Consider the following 21947-nt stretch of genomic DNA (forward strand, 5'->3'; position numbering starts at 1 on the left):
GCAGGGCCCCCACTAAAGGCACACGCGACGAAACCAGCGGAACGTCATAAAGTTCGCGGGCGCGGGGAGCCTTCCCGCGATCACAGGAAGTGTCGTGAACTTTTTTGCACCATTCATTCGCCGGCCGATCGGCACCTCGTTGCTCGCGGCGGGCCTGACCCTCGCCGGCGCGATCGCATACATGCTGCTGGGCGTCGCCGCGTTGCCTTCGATCGAGGTGCCGGCGGTCTTTATCCAGGCGCAGATGCCCGGCGCCAACGCGCAGACCATGGCATCGACGGTCATCGCGCCGCTGGAGCGCCACCTGGGCCAGATCCCGGGCGTCGACCAGATGTACTCCAACAGCACGGAGAACTCCGGCTTCGTCCGCGTCCGCTTCAACATGGACCGCTCGACCGACGCCGCCGCCCGCGACGTGCAGGCCGCGATCAATGCGGCGGCCGCCGACCTCCCGGCCGGCATGCCCTCGCCACCGCAGTACTTCAAGTTCGACACGGGCCAGATCCCGGTGCTGCTGGTCGCGATGACCTCGAAGACCATGCCACCGGACAAGCTCTATGACGTGGTCGACACGCTGATCCGCCCGGCGGTGGCGCAGATCGACGGCGTCTCGCGCGTACAGGTGTTCGGCGGCACGCCCCATGCGGTCCGCATCGAACTGGACACGAACGCCCTGGCGGCGAAGCGGCTGACCGCGAACGACGTCTCCAACGCCTTGCAGGCGGCCAACGTGAACTCGCCGCAGGGCGTGCTCTCCGATGGCGAGACGCAGATGACGGTGATCGCGAACGACGGCCTGCGCGACCCGAAGGACTTCGCCAACATCCTGATCGCCATGCGTGACGGGGTGCCGGTACGGCTCTCGGACATCGCCAATGTCCACAGCGGCCAGCAGGACCAGTTCCAGGCCGCGTGGTTCCAGGGCGAGCGCTCGGTCACCATGCAGATCAGCAAGCGCCCCGAGGCGAACTCCATCGCCACGGCGGAAGCCATCCGGGCGGCCTTGCCACGGTTCCAGGCGCTGCTGCCGGCGGACGCGAAGGTCACGCCGATCTTCGACCTGACCCAGACCACGCAGTCCGCGCTGCACGAGGTCAAGGTCGCGCTGATGATCAGTATCGTCATGGTCATCATGGTGATGCTGGTGTTCCTGCGCCGCCTGGGACCGACGATGATCGCCACGCTCAGCGTGCCGCTGTCGCTGGCCGGTGCCTTCGTGGTGATGTGGACGCTCGGCTATACGCTGAACACGATGTCGCTGATGGCGCTGGTGCTTTGTATCGGCTTCGTCGTCGATGACGCCATCGTGGTCATCGAGAACATCGTCCGGCACATGGAGAACGGTGCGAAACCCATGGCCGCGGCGCTGGAAGGCGTGCGCGAGATCGGTTTCACGGTGATCTCCATCACGCTGTCGCTGGTGGCGGTGTTCGCGCCGCTGCTGTTCGGCAACAACATGATCACCAAGCTGCTCCGCGAGTTCTCGGTGACGCTCGCCGCGGCCGTGCTGATCTCGGCGGTGGTGTCGCTGACGCTGACCCCGGCCTTGTGCGCGCACTACCTCAAGCATGACGCGCCCGACCGCAAGGCGAGCCGTTGGGAGCTGGCGCTGGAGCGTTTCGACCGGGGCTTCCTCGGGGTTTACCAGCGCGCGCTCGACTGGGCGATGCGCCACCGCCGCCTGATGCGCTGGCAGCCCTTGATCCTGCTCGCCGCGACGGTCGTGCTGGCCATCGCCGTGGTCAAGACGGCCGGTGGCAACTTCATGCCCGACGAGGACACCGGCATGCTGCAGGCGCAGATCAGTGCCGACGCCAACATTTCGCCGGACGAGATGACGCGCCGCCTGAAGCGCGTCGGCGATCTGATGCAGAACGACAGCACGGTGGCCGACGTCACGACGATCCTCGGCGGCGACAACGGTGGCGCCGTGGGCAACCAGGGCCTGATGTTCATCGACCTCAAGCCGAAAGGTAACGGTCCCGGCCAGCGCAAGGAATCGATCAAGGAGATCATGGACAGGCTGGGCAAGGAGTACGAGAAGTTCTCCGATGTCCAGGTCTTCATGAATCCCGTGCAGTTCCTGGGCGGCGGTGGCGGCAACAGCAATCGCGGCCAGTATTCGTTCCAGCTGATCAGCACCAGCGGCGAAGACCTGCAGCCGTGGGCACTGAAGCTCGTGCGCCAGATGCGCAACATGAAGGAGTTCCGCGACGTCGGCAGCGACTTCGACATCGTCGGCAAGCAGCAGATGGTGAAGGTCGACCGCGACGCGGCCTCGCGCCTCCAGGTAGGCATGGGCATGATCGACTCGGCGTTGTTCAACGCCTTCGGCCAGCGCCAGGTCTCCATCATCTACTCGGACATCAACCAGTATTGGGTGGTGTTGACGGCCGCGGCCGCGCAGACGTTGAGCCCAGACGCCTTGCTCAACACCTACGTGAAGAACGGGGTGGGCACGATGATCCCGTTGTCGGCCGTGGCGAAGATCGCGCCGGTCGCGGTGCCCAGCGCGGTCACCCATCAGAACCAGCTGGAATCGGCGGACATCACGTACAACCTCGCGCCGAAGATCACGGCGGACAAAGGCAACACCCTGGTCGAACAGGCGGTGCACGCGATCAACCTGCCCGAAGGCGTGCGCATGGATTTCACCGGCGCGAACCAGCGCCTGCGTGACGCGCAATCGAACGGCATGGTGCTGCTGATCGGCGCCATCCTCGCCGTCTACATCGTGCTCGGCATCCTGTACGAGAGCCTGGGCCATCCGCTGACCATCATTTCGACCTTGCCGGCCGCAGGCGCGGGCGCCTTCCTCGCCATGCTGGTCACGCAGACCCAGCTCACTCTCATGGCGATCATCTCGGTCTTGCTGCTGATCGGCATCGTGAAGAAGAACGCGATCCTCATGGTCGACTTCGCGCTGGTCGCGCAACGCGAGCACGGCATGTCACCGGTGGAAGCCATCCGCCAGGCGGCGCTCGTGCGTTTCCGTCCGATCACGATGACCACCCTGGTGGCGATGGGCGCGGCCTTGCCGCTGGCGATCGGCTTCGGCGTGGGTTCCGAGATGCGCCGGCCGCTGGGTATCGCGATCGTCGGCGGCCTGCTCGTCTCGCAGCTGCTCACCTTGCTCAGCACGCCCGCGATCTACCTGTGGAACCACGATCGCAAGGAACGCAAGTACCGCCGCAAGCTGAAGCGCCGGTACAAGCGCTGGCTGAAGATCCGCAAGGCTAAATAAAAATGGGTGGGAGCCCAAGCTACGGCAACCTGGTGGGAGCCGACTTCGTCGGCGATCCCGCGGCAGCGGGCCAGGTTACGGCAAGCACCCATCGCCGACAGGCTCGGCTCCCACCTATCCCTCGCCGACCGCGCGCGATGCCAGCGCACGCACGTAATCGCGCACGTCTTCGGGCCACTCCTGGGTAAGGGCTTCGAACCGCTCGGCCTCGAGACGATGGAACGCGCGCGAGGCTTCTTCATACCCGGGCAGGTCGCCCGCAAGCGCCAGCATCACCCGGTCCACCGCCTCGCGCGCCTGACGCACGCGATCGGCTGGCGCACCATCGCGACTGGCCACTTCGACCAGACGGCGCAAGGCAACGGATGCTCCGCCGGGCTGGCTGGCGAGCCATTCCCAATGCCGCGGAAGCAGGGTCACCTCGCGGGCCACGACGCCCAGCTTCGGCCGGCCCGGGCCGCGCTTCGTTACGGGATCGGAGCCTGGCAAACGCGCAAGCACATCGTGGACGGTGCCACGGTAGTCGATATCCACCGGCCGACCCGTGCTGTCGTCATAGATGATCGGCGTGGCGCCAGGATCGCTGTCGAGCAGCATCTTGCAGCGCTCGGCCACCGCCGCCAGCGAACCGGCGGCGATGCGAGCGTGGCTGAGAAAAGCGGTGTAGGTGGCCATGGCGAGCATCGAAGCGAGAAGTCACCATATATTACCCGGGGTAAACTCCGTGTCAATAATGCCCGGGTTAAATACCCCAAGCGTAGGAATCCATCGAGAGCACGCCATAGGTGATGCCGCCATCGATCGCCATCGGCGTATCGCCACGCGCGGCACCCACCGCCACCAGCAAGGGCAGGTAATGCTCTTCGGTCGGATGGGCGCGGATGGCGCTGGGGGCGACGCGGCGATAGTCCACCAGGGCTTCGACGTCTCCCGACAACACGGCCTCGCGGCTCCATGCCGCGAACTCCTTCGCATAAGCCGCCGAATCGCCCGCGCGGCGAACCTCGTGCAGGTTATGGGTGAGGCTGCCCGATCCGACGACGGCGACGCCACGCTCGCGCAGCGGCGCCAGCGCCTTGCCGAGCCGAAGAGCACCGGCGGCGTCGAGGTTATGGGGCATCGAGACCTGGATCATGGGCGTGTCGGCCTCCGGCCGCAGGTAGCGCAAAGGCACCCATGCTCCATGGTCGTAACCGCGCTCGGCGTCGACCATCGCGGCGAACCCATTCTCGATAAGCAACGACACCGTCTCTGCGGCGAGCGCGGGCAAGCCCGGCGACGTATAGGTGAGGCTGTACAGCGGCGGTGGGAATCCGCCGAAGTCGTGGATCGTCTCCGGCCACGGCGCACCGGTGACGCGGATGCCGCAGGTTTGCCAATGCGGCGAAACCACGACGATCGCGCTGGCACTGGCCAGTCGCTCGCCCAGTTCAGTCAGTCGCGAGCCCAGCAACCCGGGTTCCAGGGCGAAGGTGGGAGCACCGTGGGAGACGAAGATGGCGGGAGCGCGGAACATGGGAATCACCGGAGGACGTGGCGCGATGCCACCTTCTTCCAATGTAGGCGCCATGCGCCATGGGATAAATCGCCGTGCGGCGAACGCATTGGCTCCCGGTGTGAACGACGCCCGCATTGCGCGAGCTGCCTTTAAGGTGGGAGCCGACCCTGTCGGCGATGGGTGCTTGCGGCAATCTGGCCCGCTGCCGCGGGATCGCCGACAAAGTCGGCTCCCACCAAGTTGTCTCAAGCTGGCTCAGGCTGTTTCCAGTGCATCCAGCGGGACGGGGCGGGAGAAGAAGTATCCCTGCATCACTTCGCAGCCTTCGGCCAGCAGCCAGCGGCGCTGGCAATCCGTCTCGACGCCCTCGGCGACGACCTCGAGGTTCAGGCTACGCGCGAGGAAGACGATGGAACGGCAGATGGAGGCGTCCACGTCATCCTGCAGCAAGGCCGCGGTGAAATGCCGGTCGATCTTGATCCTGTCCAATGGCAGGCGCGAAAGATAGGTCAGGTTGGAATAGCCGGTGCCGAAATCGTCCAGGGCGATGCTGACGCCCATGGCGCGAAGTTCGTGCAACGTGCGGATCGCGCGCTCCGGCTCCGTCATGAAGGCGCTCTCGGTCAGTTCCAGTTCCAGCAGCGACGCGCTGGCGCCGGTCTCGGCCAAGGCCTGCCTCACCTCGGCGACGAGGTCGGTATGCACCAGTTGCATCGCGGAGATATTCACCGCGATGCGACACTCCGAACCGAGGGTCGAGGCCACGCGTCGTTGTTGCCGGCATGCTTCACGCAACACCCATTGGCCGATCTGCATGATCGCGCCGGTCTCCTCCAGCAAGGGGACGAGCAGGTCGTTGCCGCCGAGGCCGCCGGGCGCCGACGGCCAGCGCAGCAAGGCCTCGATGCCTGTCACCCGTCCCGACGCGCCGTCGTGCTGGGTTTGCCAGGCCAGTGCGAGTTCGTTATCGAGGTTCACGCCCGAGAGCCGGGTAAGCACGTTGAGGCGGGCCATCGCCCTCGCGTGCATCTCGGACGAATAGCATCGCCAGGTATGCCGGCCGGAGCGTTTCGCGTCGTACATGGCGGTGTCGGCATTGCGAATGAGCGTATCCGCGTCCGCGCCGTCGCGCGTGGCGAACGCCACGCCGATGCTGCATTTCAGGCGCTGCATCGTTCCCGCGACTTCCAGCGGTTCCTCGATCGCACGCTGGATGCGAGGCAGGATGTCCAGCGCCTTCGCCGGCGAGCAGGTGAAAGGCAACATGGCGACGAACTCATCGCCACCGAAACGACCTATCTCGCCCGTGCCGCCCAAGGCGTCGCCCAGCTTCAACGTCACGTCGCGCAAGACCTGGTCGCCGAGCGCATGGCCCAGCGCATCGTTGATGACCTTGAAGTGATCGAGATCGACGAACAGCACCATCAGGCCCGAGCCTTCCGCCACGCACGTCGCCACCATGCCGGCGAGGCGTTCGCGCAAGGCGCGCCGGTTCGGCAGCCCGGTCAACTCGTCGTGATTGGCCTGGTAATTGAGCCGTTCCTCGTAGCTGCGCTGCTCGGTCAGGTCGCGCATGATCACGAGCGTGCCCCGTTCGCGCGAGTCACGGTCGCCGGATAGCGCCAGCTCGGCCTCGAACGGGATACCGTGCTCCGGGTTCAACCACGCCGTGATGCTGCTGCCTTCCTGCATGTCGTCGCGGATCGCTTCGAGCGCATCCGCGTCCATGAAGTCCGCGGCGTCACGGCCGACAAGGGTCGAGCCGGCGCTCCCCAGCCGTTCCTCGGCAAGCAGGTTGGCATAGGCGATGCCACCCCCGCGCACGATCACGAGCGGTAACGGCATGCGCGCCAGCAGCTGGCGGTAGGCTCCCTCGCTCGCGGCGAGCTCGCGGTCCGACATCACCTTGTCGGTGAAATCCAGGCCGATGACCTGCCGGGCGCGACGCCCCATGAATTCGATATCCGCGCCATGGCAGCGCATATGCATCAGGCGGCCGTCCCGCGCCACGTGCACCCAGGTTTGCGGACTGGTGTCATCGAAGGCGGTACCGTCGGCTATCGCTTCGCGCAGCCGTCCGATTTCGCCGGGCGGGCGCAAGGCCTCGATGGTCAACCCGAGCATTTCCTCGCGTGTGTAGCCGTAGACGCGCGCCGCCGCCTGGTTGACCGCGAGGATACGCAGGGTTTCCGGCTCGAAGACCCACGTGGGAAGAGGGCTTTGCTCGAACAGCATGCCGAAGCGCGTCTCGGTGCTACGAAGGTTTCGCTGCGCGTCGCCCAGGTCGCGGGTGCTGCGCGACAACTCCACCAGGAGCCGGTTCTGGCGGCGGTACGCACGATCGAACAGGGCGGCGAACACGTTGAGCAGGAGAACCAGGGCGAGCGTGGCCAGCATCGATGGCCGTGCCTGGCGGAGCCACTCCGAATGTATGCCGGCCAGGTCGAGGCTCACGAGCACCACGAAGGGATAGCGCGCCGACGATATCCACGCGTAGACGCGGCCATCATGCGTGTATTCGCCTGACGTGCCTGGTGCCTGCACAGGCAATACCCACGGCGTGACGATGTCGTCGCGATTACTTGCGAAAGGTCGGCCATCCGGCGAGAACACGCTCATCGCCGCGGTGGCGCCCAATAGGGAATGGCGCATGCCATCGCGCACGCGAGCCGCGTCGACCAACGTGCCGAAGGCGGCGGGCAGTGCCACCCGTGAGTCCACGAGCACGCGCACCGTTGGAGGGACGTCTCCCGCGCCGTCGGCGACCACCACCCGCACGCTGGCACCGAGAGCGAATCGCCGCGGTGCCGCCAGGCTGTCGCGCCAGTTCATCAAGGGGACGTTGGTGGAGGCCATGACGCCGCCTTCCACGTCGAGGGCGACGAACAGCGGCAGTTCCGGATGGCGTGCCTGCACTTCCGCCAGACGCGCATGCAGCGGGCCGGAGTCCGGGCTGTCGACCGCGTTACGCAGGGCGAGGAGCGGCCCCAGGCTGGCATCGATGTACTGGTCCAGCATGCGCACCGTGCCGGTGCTCGAGCCGGTGATCTGATGGCGGGCGTTGCCCAGCATGACCTGGTAGCTGTCGATCTGGAGCAGCGAAACGATGGCCACGACGCCAACCGAGAGCGCCAGGGCTACGGCCCAGGTCGCCCACCGGACGTGACGGGCGCGCCTCGTCGTCGCCGCCTTTGCCGCTGCGCCCTCCACCGTCCGCCGCCCCTTCCGCCTGAGTATCCAGATTAACGGCCGAAAGGTGACCCGCTTGAACCCCGCGCGCCTACACAAAGGTGAATCGGCCAAGCCTTGCGAACATCCGGATCGAATAATTACGCCTCCCCCCTTTATTCACGCTCGCTGGACACTATTTACCGAACGATCCGGTTCATTAACGTCCCACCACAAGGACCTGTTCCCCCATGCGCTCGTCCCGCCTCGCACTCGGCGTCCTCGCCGCCCTATCCCTCGCCGCCGTGACCGTACCCGCCGCCGCGCAAACCCACCTGGAAGTCCAGGGGGGCCGCAGCTACATGGACAGCCACGGCACCGATGCCTTCTTCGTCGAAGCCGTGTTCGATCCCCGTGCGATGGGGCAGAGCCGCTTCACCTGGTCGCCGGATGTATCGCTCGGTTACATCAGCGGCCGCCACGTCGGCGAGTACCGCGGTGCGCATCCGGGCGTGACGAACAACGTCTGGGTCGGCGCCGCCGGCGCGCGCTTCCACTACGGCAGCGCCGGTGACTGGTACCAGCCGTTCTTCTTCAGCTTCCAGCTGGCGGGCACGGCCGGTGGCCGCACCCAGGCTCTCTCCAGCGCTTATCAATTCGTCAGCACGCTGGGCTGGCAGTACAAGAACGTGAGTTTCCAGATCCGCCACATCTCCAACGGCAGCTTCAAGGAGCCGAACCGCGGCGAGACGATGGCCCTGGTCGGCATCGGCTTCGATATCTGATTCGAAGACCCAAGGCATGGGTCCCTACAAGGGCCAATGCCTTGGGTGACACCCGACCCTGTTGGATGGAACCCGACCCTGGTGGGAAGCCGCTTCAGCGGCGATGGGTGCTAGCCGTAACCTGGCCCGCTGCCGCGGGATCGCCGACAAAGTCGGCTCCCACCAGGTCTATTCCTGCCCGGTTTATCCAATGCTGTTTGTGGGAGCCGCTTCAGCGGCGATGGGGGCTTGCCTCAACCTGGGAGCGGCCTCAGTGACCCGAGGCCGCGGGTCCTGCCTTCGCCGCGAAGGGCGGCTTGGCCAGCCAGACCACGAAGATCAGCGCGACGAAGACGTAGCCGAGCAGATGGAACACCTCGTTGAACGAGATCTGGTAACCCTGCTGGGTGATCATCTGGTTCATCGCCGCCGCCGCGTATTGCGGATCGCCATGCCCGATCTGCGTGAGCGCCTGCTGCGCCGTCGGATCGAACGGCGTGATGTGCTCGGCCAACCTTTCGTGATGGACGATCGCGCGGTGATCCCACAGGAAGGTGGTGAGCGATGCCGCGAAACTGCCGCCCAGCGTACGCAGGAAGGTGGCCAGGCCCGAGCCCGCCGCGATTTCACGCGGCTGCAGGTCGGACAGCAGGATGCTCAGCACCGGCATGAAGAACAGCGCCACGCCCAGGCCCTGGATCAGCTGCACCATCGCGACGCTGTAGAAGTCGATGTCCAGGAAGAAGTCGGAGCGCATGAAGCACGTCGCCCCCATCACGATGAACGCGCCCGAGGCCAGGATGCGCAAGTCGAACTTGTGCGCATAGCGGCCCACGAAGGGCGTGAGTATCACCGGCAGGATACCTAGCGGCGCCGCGGCGAAACCCGCCCAGGTGGACGTGTAGCCGACGTTGCGCTGCAACCACTGCGGCACGAGCAGGCCGATGGCGAAGAACGCCGCGTAGGCCAGCACGAGGCACAACGTGCCCATCGCGAAGTTACGGTGCCGGAACAGCTTCAGGTTGACGATCGGGTCCTTGTCGGTGAGTTCCCAGATGAGGAACACGATCAGCCCGATCGCCGCGACGATCGCCGTGATGACGATGAAGGTCGACGAGAACCAGTCCTCGTCGTTGCCCTTGTCGAGCACCACCTGCAACGCGCCCACGCCGATGATCAGCGTGATCAGGCCCACGTAGTCGACCTTGGGCTTCTCGGTGACTTCCGGTCGCCCCTTCATCTGGTTGGCCACGACGAAGCTGGCGAAGATGCCGATCGGCACGTTGATGAAGAAGATCCACGGCCACGTGTAGTTGTCGGTGATCCAGCCGCCGAGGATCGGGCCGGCGATGGGCGCGACCACGGTGACCATCGCCAGCAGCGCCAGTGCCATGCCTCGTTTGGCCGGTGGATAGATCGAGATCAGCAGGCTCTGCGTGATCGGGTACATCGGGCCGGCCACCGCGCCCTGGATGGCGCGGAACAGGATGAGCATGCTCATGCTCTGCGCGATGCCGCACAGGAACGACGCCAGCGAGAACAACAGCGTCGCCCAGACGAACAGCTTCGTTTCACCGAAGCGCCGGGTGAGGAAGCCGGTCAGGGGCAGGGCGATCGCGTTGCTCACCGCGAACGAGGTGATCACCCAGGTGCTCTGGTTGGAACTGACACCCAGGTTGCCGGCGATGGTCGGCAGCGAGACGTTCGCGATCGTGGTGTCGAGCACCTGCATGAAGGTCGCGAGCGATAGCCCGACCGTGGACAGCGCCAGGTTCGGCGGTCGAAATTCGGTGCTCATGGCCGCTCCCTTACTTCGGGGCCTGCTGTTGCTCGCCTTCGCCGGCCGAAGCGTTCTCGTGGATCACGCGAGCGATGTCCTTGTCGGCATCGGCGAGCTGCTTGTCGTAGATCGGCGTGAAGAATTCCGGCGCGGTCGGCGCCTGCTTCGCCAGCAACGGACCGCTCTGGTCGTGCAGCGACACCGTCACCTTGGTCGACAGGCCGAGGCGCAGCGGCTTTTCTTCCAGCTGCTTCGGATCGGTGAAGACGACGCGGACCGGCACGCGCTGCACGATCTTGATCCAGTTACCGGTGGCGTTCTGCGCCGGCAGGATGGAGAAGGCGCTGCCGCTGCCGACGCCGAGGCTGCGCACCCTGGCCTTGTAGACGACGTCGCTGCCGTAGACGTCGGCGGTCACGTCGACCGGCTGGCCGATACGCATGTGGGTCAGCTGGGTTTCCTTGAAGTTCGCGTCGATCCATACCTGGTGCAACGGCACCACGGCCATCAGCGCGGCGCCCGGCTGCACGCGCTGGCCCACCTGCACGGTGCGCTTGGCGACGTAGCCGTCCACCGGCGCGACCAGGGTGGCACGCACGTCGTCGAGGTACGCCGAGCGCAGCTGGGCCGCGGCGGCGCGCACGTCCGGATGCGAAGCGACGACGGTGTCGTCGACCAGGACCTTGCTGCTGCTGTACGCCTGCTTCGCGGACGACAGGCTGTCCTCGGCGGAAGTCAGCGTATCCAGGGCATGCGACAGTTCCTCGGCCGAGATCGCGCCGGACTTGGCGAGGTCGCGGCGGCGGTCGTAGTCGGCACGGGCACGCGCCACGGCGGTCTGGCGCACGGCGACATCGGCCTGCGCCGAAGCCACGTTGTTGTACAGGCCGCGCACGCGACGCACGGTGTTGGCCAGGTTGGCGCGCGCGCTTTCCAGCGCTACTTCGGCGTCGCTCGGGTCGAGCTTCACCAGCACGTCGCCCTGATGGACGAGGTCGCCGTCGTCGGCACCGATCGAGGTGACGGTGCCGGCGATCTGCGGCGTGATCTGCACGACGTTGCCGTTGACGTAGGCGTCGTCGGTGTCCTCGTACCAGCGGCCGTCCACGAAATACCAGACGGTCCAGCCGATGGCGGCCAGGACGAGCACCACGACGAGGAGCTTGAGGAAGAAGCCGCGACGGCTCTTCGGTGGCGGCGCCACGACGGCGCCGGCGGGGGCGGTGGTTTCTTGTGACATCGTTAGGTGCCTCGGGACGTGTTCTTAGTGATGGGCCGGCGTGGCGGCGGCGACCGGCTGGTCGCCCGCCTCGGGACGGAATCCGCCGCCGAGCGCCTGGATCAGTTGGACGGAGGTATCGACCTGCTGGGCGCGGAGCTCGGCCATGCGCTGCTGGGCCTGGAGCAACTGCTGGCGCACGATGAGCGATTCCAGGTAGCTGCCGACACCGGACTTGTAGCGCTGCTGCGAGAGGTCGTAAGCCTGCTGTGCCGCATCCTCGGCGCGCTGTTGCGCGGCGATCTGCGTACCGAACGAATCCAGTGCGGAGAGATCGTCGGCGACCTCGTTCAATGCGCCGACCAGCGTCTTGTTGTACTGGGCCACGGCAAGGTCGTATTCGGCATCCTTCCCCGCAAGGTTCGCGCGGAGGCGCCCCCCATCGAAGATCGGCAGGCTGAAGGCCGGCAGCACCTGCCAGAAGCGGGCGCGCGACGCGAACAGGTTTTCCGAACCGCCCGCCACCTGCGCGGCGAGGATGCCGAGGCTGACGTTGGGCAGGAACTCGGTCTTCGCCGCGGCGATGTCTTTCGAAGCCGCTTCCACGCGCCAACGCGCGGCGACGAGGTCGGCGCGATGGCCGAGCAGGTCCGCCGGCAAATTGGCGGGTACCGCGACGGCCGACGGCGTAAGCACCGCCGGGCGTCCGATGTCGAGACCGCGGTCCGGACCCTTGCCGAGCAGCACGCTCAGCGTGCTACGGGCCGAATCGATGGCGCGTTGGGCCACGGCCATTTCGCGCTCGGCCGTCGCCACTTCGGTGTCGGACTGCTTGATCTGGATCTGGTTGTCGACGCCGGCGGCGACGCGCTGGCGAGTGAGGTCGCGCGATGCGCGGCTGCGGTCGAGTTCGGCCTTGGCCACGTCCATCTGGGTGAAGGCATAGCCGAGCTGCACGTAGGCACGCGCGACATTGGTCGAGATCTCGATGCGCGCGGCGCGGGCGTCGATCTCCGCCGCGCGCTGCGAACCGAGCGCGGCTTCCCACGCGGCGCGCTTGCCGCCCCACAGGTCGAGGTCCCAGTTGAAGTTGCCGTAGCCGTACTTCGTCCAGCTGAAATGGTTACCCAGCGGCGCCGGGAACAGCGTGCCCGGGAGATGCGCGCCGGCGACACCGCCACCGACGTTGAAGGTCGGATCGCGCGAGGCGTCGGCCGCGCCGCTCTGCGCCTGTGCCTGGCGCACGCGCGCATCGGCCGAGGCGAGGTCGGGGTTGTCCTTCAGGGCTTCCTCGATGAGCGCGCCGAGCTGGCTGTCGCCCAGCCCGGTCCACCAGTCCGCCGCCGGCCAGTTCGCCGGGGAGACCTGTGCCTTGGCCAGGCTGCGGTCGGCGTGGAGGGTGGCCGGATCGGTCAGCTGGCCCTGCGGATCCAGGCCACGGCTGGTCACGCAGCCGGAAAGGATCAACGCGGCCCCGACGGCCGCCACGAGAGTGTGCAGACGCATGAGTTTTGCCTCGACAGTGAATCAGTCTTTTTCGCGGAGCGCGTTGAGCACGCGTCCCAGGTAATCGTGCAGCCGCTCGCGCTCATCTGCGGAAAGGTCGCGCTGGGCGCGTTCGAGCGTGGCCACGTTGCTTTCGTACAAGTGCCGCCAGAGCGCCTCGCCCGCCTCGGTCAGCTCGATCCTCAACGCGCGCCGGTCTTGCTCGTGCGGTTGGCGGCGCAGGTAGCCCTTGGCTTCCAGCTGGTCGAGCTGGCGTGTCATCGCGCCACCGTCGACGTCCACCGCGCGGGCGAGTTCGGTCGCGGACATCGGCCCGAACACCGCCAGGCGCTTGAGCACGTGGAATTGGGTGAACTTCAGGTCAGCGCCCTGCGCGGCGAGGTCGGACTCGATCGCTCGCACGATCTCGCTCCGGACCATGCCGATCAGGGAGCCGAGGCTATCCCTGCCGTCGGGGGTGGGACATACGCTGTTGTTCATAGCCGCACATTCTATTGCCCAAAATATAGTTGTCAAGGCAAATATGCGTGCGGCAGATATTCCCGTGCGGCAACGGCTTAAGTCTCGTCGGCCAACAGGGCGGCCAAGGCGGGGTCGCGCACGTCGAACAGGTCGAATATCCCGAGGGCTTTCAGGGTGGGCAGTTGGGCCAGGAGGCGCGGTTCCAGCCGCCTGACCTGGTCTTCGGGGGTACTTGGATCGAGCATCGCATGGGCACAGGCCACGAAGGTCACCAGGGCTTCGCCTGCCTCCTGGCCTTCGCCCAGTTCACTGTAGTCGCGGGTGACGAGACGGATCATGGGGACGATCTCCGGCGTCGATGGTCCCTGAGCGTGGCGAGAAGCCACCACGCCGGAACACTTAGTTGGGAGTGCAAATGTTAGCCATGGAAGCTATCGGCCTGATATCGTTATCTGGCCAAGTTATATCGAGAAATGGCCAAATGCTGGACGAGAACCTGCACACCCTGCTGGAAAGCGCCGATGGTCCGCCGCTCATCGCCTACGAGGCGCGCGGTGAAATCCCGCTCGAGGAAACCGACTGGCATAGCCACGTGCGAGGCCAGTTTTTCTATGTGGAGCAAGGCCTCGTCATCACGCGGACGGAGCACGGCTCATGGCTGCTGCCACCGCACCGCGCCGGCTGGATGCCGCCGGGGGAGATGCATACGGTCAGCATCGCCGGCCCGAGCCACGCCTGGGGCGTCTTCATCGCGCCGTGCGCCGTGGCGGGGCTTCCGGACCGGCCCTGCGTCGTGGGGGTGAACGACCTGTTCCGCGCGATCATCAAGCGTGCCGCGGGTTGGCCCAGGAACGCGGAAAGCGAACCGGAAAGGGACCGGCTCTTCGCCGTCATGCTCGACGAGATGCGCCGTGCGCCCGTCGAGCCATTGCACCTGCCCATGCCGGTCGACCGGCGCCTGCGGCGCATCGCGATGGCGATGTTCGAACGCCCGGACGACACGCGCGGCATCGAGGAATGGGCCAGCTGGGCCGGCATGTCCGTGCGCACGCTCACACGCTTGTTCCGGCAGGAAACCCAATGCAGCGTGGCGCAGTGGCGACAGCAGGCGCGGCTGACCCGCGCCCTCGAACGCCTGGCCCACGGCGAACCAGTATCGATCGTGGCCGACGCGCTCGGCTATGCCACACCGAGCGCCTTCGTGGCGATGTTCCGCAAGGCGTTCGGCGATTCACCCGGACGCTACCTGGCGCGTCAGGCCATGAGCGCCTGACGGTCGAAAACCGCTAGGGTGGGAACTCTCCTTGTCGTGGTGGGAGCCGACTCTGTCGGCGATCCCGCGGCAGCGGGCCAGTCCTCGGCAAGCACCCATCGCCGCTGAAGCGGCTCCCACAGGTTGGGCGGCTCCCACCAGGGTGTGAGTTTTATTAGTCGGGCGACGGTTTGCACATCCATAGCGCCTCGAAGGTGTAGGCATCGCCGCTTTGCCGCTCGACCACGTCCACGGCGATACGTCCGTGCTGCCACGGACCGTGCGTGCCCGGCGGCGTCACGTCGTAGCAGGAGCGCTCTTTCTCGTAGTGGCCGTTCCTGTCGTCGGTCATCGCCTGCTCTTCCTCGCGGCACTGTGCCAGCGCCTCGTCGTGCGTCGGCAGCGACCGCTCCCCGGCGACGTAGTGTTCGTCGGTGCAGTCCACCTTGGTGGCGCGGGATGTGTAGATGATGCCGATGGCGACGGCGGTGGCGACGATCGATACGGCGATAGGTGGCAAACGATGCACGCGATGCTCCATGCGGGAAGGAACGCGTGAGGCTGCGCTCCTGTGCCGGGGAAGAACATCGGACTAGTCTGAGAAATGGTTCGGAAAGCCCGGGCTGTGATGGGGATCACGCGACTGGCGACGGATATGAAGCCCGCGTGAGGACGAACGATCAGCTTGCGGGAAAGCGATAACCGACGCCCGGTTCCGTTTTCAACCAGCGCGGTGCGGATGGATCGTCGCCCAGCTTCTGCCGCAGCTTGCCCATCACGATGCGCAGGTAGTGGGTATCGTGCGTATGTGTCGGACCCCACACCTCGCGCAGGATCTGTTGCTGGCTGACCACGCGACCGGGATGGCGGACGAGCAAGGACAGCACCGCGAACTCCTTGCGCGTGAGGGCGACGGCCTGCCCTTCGAGGATCGCCTCCCGGCGCGCGAGATCGATCGACAACGTGCCGTCGTCGTAACGCACCGGCGCCTCCGCCTGTCCCGCCTTCGCGCCCTGCCGAAGGAGTACCCGCAGGCGCGCCATCAATTCCTGGATGCCGAACGGCTTGGTCACGTAGTCGTTGGCGCCACTGTCGAGCGACTTCACCTTTTCCGCTTCCGCGTCGCGTACCGAGAGCATCAACACGGGCACCTGGCTCCACTGGCGCAACTCGCGCAACACGTCGTGGCCTTCACGGTCGGGCAGGCCGATGTCGAGGATGACCAGGTCGGGCGACTGCGTGGCGGCGAGGCCCAGGCCTTCCTCGCCGGTGGCCGCCAGGAATACCTGGTAGCCCTCGGCGCGGAGGCCGATGTCGAGGAAACGGCGGATCTGTGCCTCGTCGTCGATCACCAGCACGCGGGGAGCGGTCGGATTCATGGGCGGTCGTCCGGCGGTGGTGGCAAGGGCAGCGAGATGCGGATGGTCGTGCCGCCGCCCGTGGTAGGCAAGGCCTCGACGCCGCCCCCATGCGCGCCGATCATGCCGCGGCAGATCGCGAGACCCAGGCCCGTGCTCTGTTTGCCGCGATCCCCACGCGATACGGAATAGAACATGTCGAAGATCCGCGCACGTTCGTCCTCGGGAATGCCCGGGCCACGGTCGATCACATCGACGAGCAAGCGGCCGGCCTCGGTCCGCACGATCACGCGCACGGGCTCGTCCACGGGCGAGAAGCGCGCGGCGTTCTCGAGGATGTTGAACAGGGCCTGCTCGATGAGGGCGGGATGGACGTGCAACAGGACCGTGTCCTTCGGCAGGTGCACGTCCACGCGGACATCCGGGAACAGCTTGCGCATGCGTCCCACGGCGGCGACCACGATCTCGCCCGCATCCACCCAATCGCGATTGAGCTTCAGCGTGCCGTGGCCCAGGCGCGTCATGTCGAGCAGGTTCTGGATGTAGCGGTCGAGGCGCTGGCCTTCGCCGAGGATCGCTTGCAGCAATTCGAGGCGTTCGTTGTCCGGCAACTGCGTGTCGTAGCTAAGCAGCGTGCCGGCGGAACCGATCATCGAGGCGAGTGGCGATCGCAGGTCGTGCGAGACCGACGAAAGCAGCGCGTTGCGCAGGCGCTCGGTCTCTCCCTGCACGCGTGCGCTCTCCAGTTCCGTGGCGAGCCGCGCACGGTCCAATGCCTGCCCGACGTCCTGGACCATGGCCAGGGCCAAGCCGCGGCGATCAGCGTCCGGCTCGCCCTGTCCGGAGGGGAAACGTAGCGCGACGACGCCCGCGCGACGGCCGTCGGTACCCAGCGGCAGCACCCAGCATGCGGCGCCGTTGAGCGTATCGGTGTAGCGTCCGGCCGGCTCGGCGTGGGTTTCGCTCCAGTCGGCGGCGGCGAGGTCCTGCGTCGAGAGCGCGAAGGTATCGGGCACGGACGCGGCGACCGCGAGGTCTCCCGATGCGTTCCGCGCCAGCACCGCCACATCGATGTCGAGCGTGCGCGCGAGCGTGCGCGCGGCGACCGCCCGCACGCCATCGGCATCGGCCGATGTCGCCAGCTGTTGGCCCAGGGCCACCAGGGCCCTGGCGCGCACCTGTGCCCCGCGCAGGGAGGTGACCTGGCCGGCCAGCCGGGTCGCGAGCCGGCTGCAGACCAGCGCGGCGACGAGGAACAACACCACGGCGAGCACGTCGTCCGCGTTGGCGATCACCAGCGTGTAGCGAGGCGGCGCGAAGAAGAAGTTGTAGCCAAGGAAGCAGAGCAGGGCGGTGAAGACGGCCACCGCCATGCGCGTGCGGACCGCGACGAACAGCACGGCGGTAAGGAAGATCAGCGAGAGGTTGGCGACCGACAGGAAGCGGTCCGCCACGAAGGACAGCGCCATCGCCACCGCGGTGGCCGCCGTGGCGAAGGCGTACTCGCGGCGCGAACCGTTCCCGTCGGCGAAACGCAGGCGTCGGCGCGCCTTGGCCCGCTCCACCGGCGTGGCGACGATCGTGAGTTCCAGGTGTGCGCCGCGGCGAAGCAGCTGCTGGGTCAGCGAGAAGCCGAGCCGCCGGGCGATCGGCCGTTCGCGCGTGCGGCCCACGATGATCTGGCCCACGCCCTCCCGATCGGCCCATGCCAACAATTCGTCGGCGACGGCGTGACCGCGCAGGATCACCGCTTCGCCACCCAATCGGCGCGCCAACCGCATCGCCGCGTCCACGCGCTCGCGGCGTTCGCCGTCCACGCCACCGCGGTCGACGAAGAGCACGCTCCAGGGCGCCCCGCGCCTTTCGGCGATGCGCCGGGTGATGCGCACGAGGTATTCACTCTGCGTCGCACCGTCGATCGCCACCATCAGGCGGCGTCGCACCGGCATCGCGCCACCACGGGCGAGCATGTGCCCGCGCAGGTCGCTTTCCACATGGGCGGCCACGGTCTCCACCGCCAACTCACGCAAGGCGGCGAGGTTGGTCGGCGAGAAGAAGGCGTCGAGCGCCACGGCCGCGGTCTCGGGCACGTAGACCTTGCCCTGTTGCAGGCGGCCGATGAGTTCGCGCGGCGGCAGGTCCACCAGCACGATGTCGCGCGCGCGATCGAGGAACGCATCGGGCACCGTCTCGCGCACGGCCACGCCGGTGATCCGGCGAACCTGGTCGTTAAGGCTTTCCAGGTGCTGCACGTTGAGCGCCGTGTAGACCTCGATGCCGGCGTCGAGCAATTCGGCGATGTCCTGCCAGCGCCGCTCATGACGCCCTCCCGGCAGGTTGGTATGGGCGAGTTCGTCGACCAGGAGCACCGCCGGCTTGCGCGCCAGCGCGGCTTCCAGGTCGAATTCGCTGAACTCGCGTCCGGCGTAGCGCACGGTCCGCGGCGGCAACACCTCGATGCCTTCGAGGAGGGCCGCCGTGTCGGCGCGGCCGTGTGTCTCGACCAGACCGGCCACCACGTCGATGCCTTGCCGGCGCAGGTCGCGCGCGGCGGAAAGCATCGCGAAGGTCTTGCCCACGCCCGGCGCGGCACCCAGGAAAACCTTCAGGCGCTGCCCGTCGCCGTCCTTCATCTCGTTGAGGAGCGCGTCGGCGCGGATATCTCGGGCGTCGGCCATGGGTGCGTGCCGTCAGGAAAGGAATACGTTAGCGCGCGGCGAGATTTAACGCGACCAACATTCCAACGAATCCCGATGGAAGTGGACTCTGCCCCGTGGGAGCCGCTTCAGCGGCGATGGGTGCTTGCCGTAAGCTGGCCCGCTGCCGCGGGATCGCCGACAAGGTCGGCTCCCACAGGTCTGTTCCCACCAGGGCATGGCCTGCTTTGCTACGCTCGGCGTTCCTCCCCCGGAGTCCACCCATGCGCGCCATCGTTCCACGCCTGCTCGCCGCCAGCCTGTTCGTCGCCTTCGCCGCCCAGGCGGCCGCGCCCCAACCGCCGCCGACACCGAAGCGCGTGGTATCCGAAAGCCTCGCGGGGCAGCCGGTGAACGATCCTTACCGCTGGCTGGAGAACCCCGGTGCGGCGGACGTGACGAAGTGGATCGAGGCGCAGAACGCATACACCGAAGCCACCATCGGCGCGATGCCGCTGGGCAAGACGTTGAGCGCGCGCATCCGCGAGTTGTCGATCACCTCCACGACGCGCTCGTCGCCGACGCTGGCGGGCGGCACCTTGTTCTACTTCGAGAACACGCCGCCGCAGCCCCAGCCCGTGCTCGTGGCGAAGGCCTGGCCCGATGGCGAGACACGCACGCTGGTGGACCTCAACAAGGGTGACGGCAACACGGCCATCACGGCCTACTGGCCGTCACCGAGCGGCCGCTACCTCGCCTACGGAACGGCCGAAGGCGGAAGCGAGCTCACCACCATCCATATCCTCGATACGAAGACCGGCAAGCCGCTCGGTGACGAACTGCCGTTCGCCGGCGGCGGCACCACGCCGCAGGCGCTGGCCTGGGATGCCGACGAAAAGGGCGTGATCTACGCGCGTTTCGACGCGCCGACCGCGGGCAAGCCCTTGCGCGAGTTCGATGCCTACCTCGCCCATCACGTCATCGGCGAGCCCGTGGCGAAGGACCGCGTCGTGTTCGGCAAGGGCTACTCGCACGTGGCCGAGTACATCCTCATGGAGGGCGAAGGCGGCAAGTCCACCGCGCTGCTCGCCAACGAAGGCGACGGTGGTCCCGCCGAGGTCTACCTGCGCGAAGGCGCGGGCGAATTCAAGCGCGTGCTGGGCCACGAGGCCGACGTGCGTTCGGCCAGCTGGGTGGGCGACCGTCTCTACGTGGTGACCTTCGCCGGCGCACCGCGCGGCAAGATCGTCACGATAGGCGCCGATGGCAAGGCCGTAAATGTTCTCGCCGAAGGCGAAGGCGCCATCCAGCATGTGACGCCGCTCGGCGATGGTTTCCTCGTCGTGCGCAGTGCCGGTCCCGATTGGTGGGCAGACCAGTACGACGCGAAAGCGGGCTTCGTGCGCCGCGTGCCGCTTCCGGCGACAGGCGTGGCCATCGGCGGCGTGGCATCGGAAAAGGGCCAGGACAAGGCGTTGATTTCGTATGCGGGATGGACCACGCCCACGCATTGGGCCGAGTACGACGGCACCAGCGGTTCGCTGAAGACCATCTTCGAAGTAAAGCCGGCCGCCGACTATTCGAAGGTTCGCGTCACCCGCGTGGAAGGCACCTCGAAGGACGGCAGCAAGATCCCGGTCACCGTGATCGCGATGGACGGCATTACGCCCAACGGCAAGCGCCCCACGATCCTCTATAGCTATGGCGGCTTCGGGATTCCGGTCACCCCGGGGTTCGTCGGCCCGAACCTGGCGTGGCTGGAGCGTGGTGGCGTGCTGGCGTACGCCAACATCCGCGGCGGCAACGAGTTCGGCGAGGCCTGGCACGAGCAGGGCCAGAAGCAGCGCAAGCAGAACGTGTTCGACGACTTCTACGCGGCCTCGCAGGCGCTGATCGACACTAAGTGGACCGACACGGGCCACCTGGGCATCCTCGGCGGCAGTAACGGTGGCCTGTTGATGGGTGCGGCGCTGACCCAGCATCCCGGGCAATACCGGGCGGTGGTGGGTGCCGTGGGTATTTACGACGTGCCGCGCCACGAAACCGCTTTCGCGAACGGGCCGTACAACGTGAGCGAGTACGGCTCGGTCAAGGACCCGGCGATCGCGAAGGCCATGCTGGCTTATTCGCCCGTACACAACGTGAAGAAGGGCACGAAGTACCCGGCCGTGTTGTTGACCACGGGTGCCAACGATCCGCGCGTGGCGCCCTGGCAGTCGCGCAAGTTCGCCGCCGCCCTGCAGGACGCCAGCACCTCCGGTCAGCCGGTGCTGCTGCTCACGCGCATGAATGCCGGCCACGGCATCGGCGCACCCTTCAGCCAGCGCGTGGGCAACCAGGCCCTGTCGATGACCTTCTTCGCGACCGAACTCGGATTGGGGGAATAACGCATGTCCCTGCCCACCGTCGAGCGCGAAACCCGTCCGTCGCCGGTCTGGTCGGTGATCTGGCTGCATGGCCTGGGCGCGGACGGCGACGACTTCGCGCCGATCGTGCCCGAGCTGGTCGACCCGGCGTGGCCGGGCATACGCTTCGTGTTCCCCCATGCGCCGATCCGGCCGGTGACGGTGAACAGCGGCATGCCCATGCGCGCGTGGTACGACATCAAGGGTCTCGCGATCGCCGACAAGCAGGACGTCGAAGGCATCCGCGCCTCGATCGCCGATGTGGAAGCCCTGATCGCGCGCGAGGTGGAGCGTGGCGTGCCCGCGTCGCGCATCGTGCTGGCCGGTTTCTCCCAGGGTGGCGCGATGGCGCTTTCGGCGGGCCTCCGTCATCGCGAGTCGCTGGCCGGCATCCTGGTGCTATCGGCCTATCTGCCCCTGCACGATACGATCGAGGCGGAACGCAGCGGTGCGAACCATGCCACGCCGATCTTCTGGGGACATGGCAGTGCCGATCCGATCGTGTCCATGGCCCTGGGCGAGCAATCGCGCCGGGCCCTGGAAACGCTCGGCCATCGCATCGACTGGCATAGCTACCCCGTGGGCCATCAGGTCAGCCTGGCGGAGATCGCGGACATTCGCGCCTGGCTCGCGGAGCGTTTCGCCGACGCGTGAT

At 66.9% G+C, this 21947-nt stretch carries 16 protein-coding genes; 5 read left to right on the forward strand and 11 right to left on the reverse strand.

The genetic code is table 11. The features are described from left to right. Positions 1 to 94 precede the first annotated feature (94 nt). A complete protein-coding gene (locus AB6730_RS14380; RefSeq protein WP_371024292.1) occupies positions 95 to 3244 on the forward strand; it encodes an efflux RND transporter permease subunit in 3150 nt (1049 codons plus the stop codon). Positions 3245 to 3358: 114 nt separating this feature from the next. Here the strand turns inward: AB6730_RS14380 and AB6730_RS14385 are convergent, their stop codons facing one another. The 3 genes from AB6730_RS14385 to AB6730_RS14395 form a co-directional block, all read right to left on the reverse strand. After that, positions 3359 to 3919 carry a DUF2239 family protein gene (locus tag AB6730_RS14385; protein ID WP_371024293.1) on the reverse strand — a complete coding sequence of 187 codons (561 nt, stop codon included), beginning with the start codon at positions 3917 to 3919 and terminating at the stop codon, positions 3359 to 3361. Positions 3920 to 3986: 67 nt separating this feature from the next. Further along, positions 3987 to 4760, reverse strand: coding sequence for a class III extradiol ring-cleavage dioxygenase (locus AB6730_RS14390; protein ID WP_371024294.1), 774 nt, complete (start codon positions 4758 to 4760; stop codon positions 3987 to 3989). A gap of 237 nt (positions 4761 to 4997) precedes the next feature. Beyond that, on the reverse strand, positions 4998 to 7856 hold the full coding sequence (locus AB6730_RS14395) for a putative bifunctional diguanylate cyclase/phosphodiesterase (protein WP_371024295.1): 2859 nt from the start codon (positions 7854 to 7856) through the stop codon (positions 4998 to 5000). 305 nt (positions 7857 to 8161) lie between these two features. On the opposite strand from AB6730_RS14395, the gene AB6730_RS14400 reads away from it, so the two are divergent. Next, a complete protein-coding gene (locus tag AB6730_RS14400; protein WP_371024296.1) occupies positions 8162 to 8695 on the forward strand; it encodes an acyloxyacyl hydrolase in 534 nt (177 codons plus the stop codon). Positions 8696 to 8945: 250 nt separating this feature from the next. On the opposite strand, the gene AB6730_RS14405 is transcribed toward AB6730_RS14400, so the two are convergent. From AB6730_RS14405 to AB6730_RS14425, 5 genes are all read right to left on the reverse strand, one after another. After that, positions 8946 to 10472: a DHA2 family efflux MFS transporter permease subunit gene (locus AB6730_RS14405; protein ID WP_371024297.1), complete on the reverse strand. Its 1527-nt coding sequence runs from the start codon at positions 10470 to 10472 to the stop codon at positions 8946 to 8948. A 10-nt stretch (positions 10473 to 10482) separates the two neighbouring features. Next, complete coding sequence (locus AB6730_RS14410; protein ID WP_371024298.1) at positions 10483 to 11694, reverse strand: efflux RND transporter periplasmic adaptor subunit; 1212 nt, start codon at positions 11692 to 11694, stop codon at positions 10483 to 10485. Between the two features lie 24 nt (positions 11695 to 11718). After that, complete coding sequence (locus AB6730_RS14415; protein WP_371024299.1) at positions 11719 to 13179, reverse strand: efflux transporter outer membrane subunit; 1461 nt, start codon at positions 13177 to 13179, stop codon at positions 11719 to 11721. A 21-nt stretch (positions 13180 to 13200) separates the two neighbouring features. Next, positions 13201 to 13659 carry a MarR family winged helix-turn-helix transcriptional regulator gene (locus tag AB6730_RS14420; protein ID WP_371024300.1) on the reverse strand — a complete coding sequence of 153 codons (459 nt, stop codon included), beginning with the start codon at positions 13657 to 13659 and terminating at the stop codon, positions 13201 to 13203. A 77-nt stretch (positions 13660 to 13736) separates the two neighbouring features. Beyond that, complete coding sequence (locus tag AB6730_RS14425) at positions 13737 to 13979, reverse strand: hypothetical protein (protein ID WP_371024301.1); 243 nt, start codon at positions 13977 to 13979, stop codon at positions 13737 to 13739. A gap of 143 nt (positions 13980 to 14122) precedes the next feature. Between AB6730_RS14425 and AB6730_RS14430 the strand changes: the two genes are divergently transcribed. Beyond that, complete coding sequence (locus AB6730_RS14430) at positions 14123 to 14914, forward strand: helix-turn-helix domain-containing protein (RefSeq protein WP_371024302.1); 792 nt, start codon at positions 14123 to 14125, stop codon at positions 14912 to 14914. A 154-nt stretch (positions 14915 to 15068) separates the two neighbouring features. Here AB6730_RS14430 and AB6730_RS14435 read toward each other — a convergent pair whose 3' ends face one another. The 3 genes from AB6730_RS14435 to AB6730_RS14445 all read right to left on the reverse strand — a co-directional run bounded on the left by AB6730_RS14435 (position 15069) and on the right by AB6730_RS14445 (position 18929). Beyond that, positions 15069 to 15422 (reverse strand): hypothetical protein, encoded by a 354-nt coding sequence (locus tag AB6730_RS14435; RefSeq protein WP_371024303.1) that lies wholly within the window; start codon positions 15420 to 15422, stop codon positions 15069 to 15071. Positions 15423 to 15573: 151 nt separating this feature from the next. Beyond that, positions 15574 to 16272, reverse strand: coding sequence for a response regulator (locus AB6730_RS14440; protein ID WP_371024304.1), 699 nt, complete (start codon positions 16270 to 16272; stop codon positions 15574 to 15576). Next, complete coding sequence (locus AB6730_RS14445; protein ID WP_371024305.1) at positions 16269 to 18929, reverse strand: ATP-binding protein; 2661 nt, start codon at positions 18927 to 18929, stop codon at positions 16269 to 16271. Before AB6730_RS14445 ends, AB6730_RS14440 begins: the two co-directional genes overlap by 4 nt. 242 nt (positions 18930 to 19171) lie before the next feature. Between AB6730_RS14445 and AB6730_RS14450 the strand changes: the two genes are divergently transcribed. Next, the gene (locus AB6730_RS14450) at positions 19172 to 21274 is read left to right on the forward strand and encodes a prolyl oligopeptidase family protein (protein WP_371024306.1); all 2103 of its coding nucleotides are present in this window, start codon (positions 19172 to 19174) and stop codon (positions 21272 to 21274) included. Positions 21275 to 21277: 3 nt separating this feature from the next. Further along, positions 21278 to 21946, forward strand: a complete 669-nt coding sequence (locus AB6730_RS14455) for an alpha/beta hydrolase (protein WP_371024307.1) — start codon at positions 21278 to 21280, stop codon at positions 21944 to 21946. The last annotated feature ends 1 nt before the right edge of the window (position 21947 follow it).

This window comes from Luteibacter sp. RCC_6_2 (assembly GCF_041360655.1).
Lineage (GTDB): Bacteria > Pseudomonadota > Gammaproteobacteria > Xanthomonadales > Rhodanobacteraceae > Luteibacter.